General features: G+C 40.9%; 5 protein-coding genes. All 5 read left to right on the forward strand.

All coding sequences use genetic code 11. The annotated features are described in order from the left end of the window. Positions 1 to 522 (forward strand): hypothetical protein (locus tag NFR61_RS10985; RefSeq protein WP_251624083.1); only part of this gene is annotated, 522 nt, incomplete at its 5' end. A gap of 150 nt (positions 523 to 672) precedes the next feature. After that, positions 673 to 1,122: a JAB domain-containing protein gene (locus NFR61_RS10990; protein ID WP_251624085.1), complete on the forward strand. Its 450-nt coding sequence runs from the start codon at positions 673 to 675 to the stop codon at positions 1,120 to 1,122. 150 nt (positions 1,123 to 1,272) lie between these two features. Next, the gene (locus NFR61_RS10995) at positions 1,273 to 2,304 is read left to right on the forward strand and encodes a DUF3871 family protein (protein WP_251624087.1); all 1,032 of its coding nucleotides are present in this window, start codon (positions 1,273 to 1,275) and stop codon (positions 2,302 to 2,304) included. Then, positions 2,285 to 2,626: a xenobiotic reductase B gene (locus NFR61_RS11000; RefSeq protein ID WP_251624096.1), complete on the forward strand. Its 342-nt coding sequence runs from the start codon at positions 2,285 to 2,287 to the stop codon at positions 2,624 to 2,626. Before NFR61_RS10995 ends, NFR61_RS11000 begins: the two co-directional genes overlap by 20 nt. Before the next feature lie 4 nt (positions 2,627 to 2,630). Further along, entirely contained in the window at positions 2,631 to 3,227 is a 597-nt protein-coding gene (locus NFR61_RS11005; RefSeq protein ID WP_251624104.1) for a zeta toxin family protein, read from the forward strand. Positions 3,228 to 3,547: the final 320 nt, after the last annotated feature.

Consider the following 3,547-nt stretch of genomic DNA (forward strand, 5'->3'; position numbering starts at 1 on the left):
ACTCCCAAATGTTGTCACCCCATTCAATCCAATTCCATTGAAGAAAAATACGGGCATCTGTCCGTTGGAAAAGGGGAAAAAGGATTGAGCAGCCTATACCATTACCAAATCACCGATGAATGGGTGGAAGTGGAAAAGCCGCATAAAGACAAACTTGCTCCTGAAAACAGGCATTACCTTGCATTGGTGACCTTACTTATAAGCAAGGATACAGGGGAAGCCATAGGAAAAGGGACGGTTAGTGTAAACAAGCTCGTACAGCCCTATCCCGTATATGAAGGCAACGAAATTGCACACGTATCACAGTTTACAAACATTCCCGCCTATGCCGAATGTACGGATAGCATACTGGGGTATGTAAGAAAGTATCTTGCCGGAAAACTCCTACAGGCGACAGGCAATACCTTCAAAGCCATTAAACCGGACTTCTCCACTGGAACTCCCCGTTATTTCTCTCAATACGGTGAGAAACTAAAGGAAATAGAAACCCCTTACTTTGAAGTATTGGAGGGAGAGCAATAAGCTCTCTCTTTTTCCCTCATGTAGCAGGCGTAGCGGTACTAAAGCAAGGACAGGGTTTTACTCTCTTTCCAAACTCTGTCCCGTTGCCTGCTATAACCACTTTATTATACACACATACAAATCAAACACTACAACACAAAAATCAATCCCATGAAAACACTTGTAAGTGAAATCAAGGTGACCTACTCGCCAAAAGTCAGGGCAAAGGACAGATTCTGCATACATGATTCAAAAGATGCCTATGACCTGCTGATGAAAGATGCCTTCCGTGAAGAAACGATTGAATACAAGGAATACGTGAAAGTAATCCTGCTCAACAGGGCAAACAGGGTATTGGGCATCTATTCCTTATCGGAGGGAGGCATGGACACGACAGTGATAGATGTAAGGCTTATCCTGCAAGTGGCTTTACTGACCCACAGCGCAGCATTCATACTGGCACACAACCATACGGGCGGACAATTGCAACCAAGCACATTGGACAATGCCATAACGGAAAAGGTGAAGAAAGCTGCCACCCTATTGAATATAATCCTGCATGACCATCTGATAGTGTCAAAAGAAGGCTATTACAGTTATACGGATGAAGGAAGGTTATAGGACAAATCAAGATTGAATCAAGCCAAGTCAAGTCAGGATTGGGACTTGGAGCAGGATTAGAATTAGGATAAGGACAGGTATAAATGAAGACAGAGACAGAATAAGAACCAAAACAAGAAACAGAATTAACACAGAGAAAATAAACAGACTATGGAAACACTTAGATTATTGCCACAGACACCACAGGTACATCCCGCATTGTTCAGGGATGCAGAGTATGTAGAAGTAACCCCTTTTAAAGAGCATGTAGAACCATTCCCCAAACCGAAAGGGGCACATTTCATACATGCCAATACAACGGAAGTGGACATACAGCATTTAAGGAATGATTGCATTGTCCCCGTATTCAGCAAGGACAATGAACTGACCATTAGCCATACCCTCTTTATTGAAACGGTATGCAGGGCAGTGAAAGAGTTCTTCCGCAATGAACAAACGGATGCCCCTGAAATAGTAGTCAGCCATATTATCAAGGGAAGAATACCGGAAGCCATTCACAAACCCACCCATGAACTACTGGAGACGGACAAGACAATTTACTATGAACGTATGGCGTTTGCCGTAGAGATACCTACGATATATACCCACATTGGAGGCAACAGGCTGAATCTTTGCATTACGGGAGTCAGGGCATACAACAGGGAGAACCTGTTTAGCAGGAAAACGACAGAAAGATTTTCAGTAGCGGTAGGATTCAGGAATACGGTTTGTTGTAATTTGTGTACATTTACGGACGGATATAAGGCTGACCTTAGAGCGATGAACCAGTATGACCTGTACAGGGGAGTAATGGACTTACTGACGCAATACGATGCGGAGAAGCATATATTGCTCATGAGGGAGTTTGAGAAGTACGGCATGACGGAGCACCAGTTTGCACAGTTCTTAGGAAAATGCAGGTTGTACCAGTGTTTGCCAAGCAGGGAGAAAAGGATGCTGCCCAATATGGAAATGACGGACAGCCAAATCAACATGATAGCGAGAGGGTATTATCAGGATGAACACTTTGCAAGGGAGAACGGGGAGATTAACATGTGGAGGGTGTATAACCTGCTGACGGGAGCAAACAAGAGTTCATACATTGATAATTTCTTGGACAGGTCGCTGAATGCTACGGAATTGGCGGGAGGACTTATGAGGGCGTTACAAGGTGACAGACCTTATGCGTGGTTTATTGAATAAGAAAATTGCTTATATTTGTAGAGACAAACGAATGATAATTATGTGTGAATACGCAGAAATAGAAAATATCGTTCTTTCTAACGGAAAGACAGTCAAACAAATAAACGAGGAAGTGAGTAAAGAGGTTGAACGTATTTATTTGGAGGGCTGGGCTAAAGGAATTGCTATCCCTTTTAGGGACAGTAACGGAAATATCTATTTAGCCAATCCGGACGGAAGTGAAGACTTGGTAGAATTTAATCGTAAAGAAAGAAGCTACAAGGTCATTTCAAGAGTTGCTGAACAAGGACAAGGCAGATATGCCTACCTGTTAAACCTATAGACTTATGGAAATGCGCCCCGAATTTACTGTAATTGCGGGTCCCAATGGAGCAGGGAAAAGTAGGTTATGTCCTTATTATATCCGTTGTAAATCTTTCGATGGAGACTTACTTGCACTAAACTTACGCAAGGAACATCCGGAATGGGAAGAACATTGGATTGGAGGAACGGTAGCAGGAGAATTGCAAAAACAAAAGGAAGATGCCATAAGTATGCGCAAGGACTTTGCTTTTGAAACTAATTTCTCCAATGACCTAATCCTGAATATGATTCAGGAATTTAAAGATGCCGGATATAAAATAACTCTTTTCTATTTCGGGTTAGCAACGTTGGATGACAGCACCTATAGGGTTATGCAAAGAAAAATGTTTGGAGGACATGATGTCGCGGATGAAATCATAAAATATAACTTCTATGAGGGAATCCAAAGAATCCAACAAAATCTACATTTGTTTGATAACATTACTTTTGTAGACGGTAACTCTGCTTTTGGTGAAATTGTCGCTCTTTATATTAAGAAATCAGCCAAACGTGAAATAACCAATCATGGGTTTGGCTGGTTTAACCAGTTTTTTGAAGAAGCATTTAAAAAATTGAAATAATTAAAAGCGTCTCCTGTCAATTAAACCCAAGTTGTAATAAACATTGCTTATACAATAGCAATTTTCTAAAAGATACCACTACTTTTGTTTTACAGCTACTCCAGTGAACGTTTGTTGGATGCTGAATTATAATTATATTTGCGATGTTGTTAAAGCAATTTAACAGCAAACATATTGTTATAAGAAGCGTTTAGTTTATCCTAATCTTAAAAACGACCAATCTTTTAACGTGAAAGGATAAACGGTTACAAACGTTCATGCTTGCCATATATGCCTATCTTAGTATATATTCGGTTGAGTGTGGAGTAGCTGTTTATTTT

The sequence above is a fragment of the Odoribacter lunatus genome (genome assembly GCF_943193135.1).
GTDB classification, from domain to species: Bacteria; Bacteroidota; Bacteroidia; order Bacteroidales; family Marinifilaceae; genus Culturomica; species Culturomica lunata.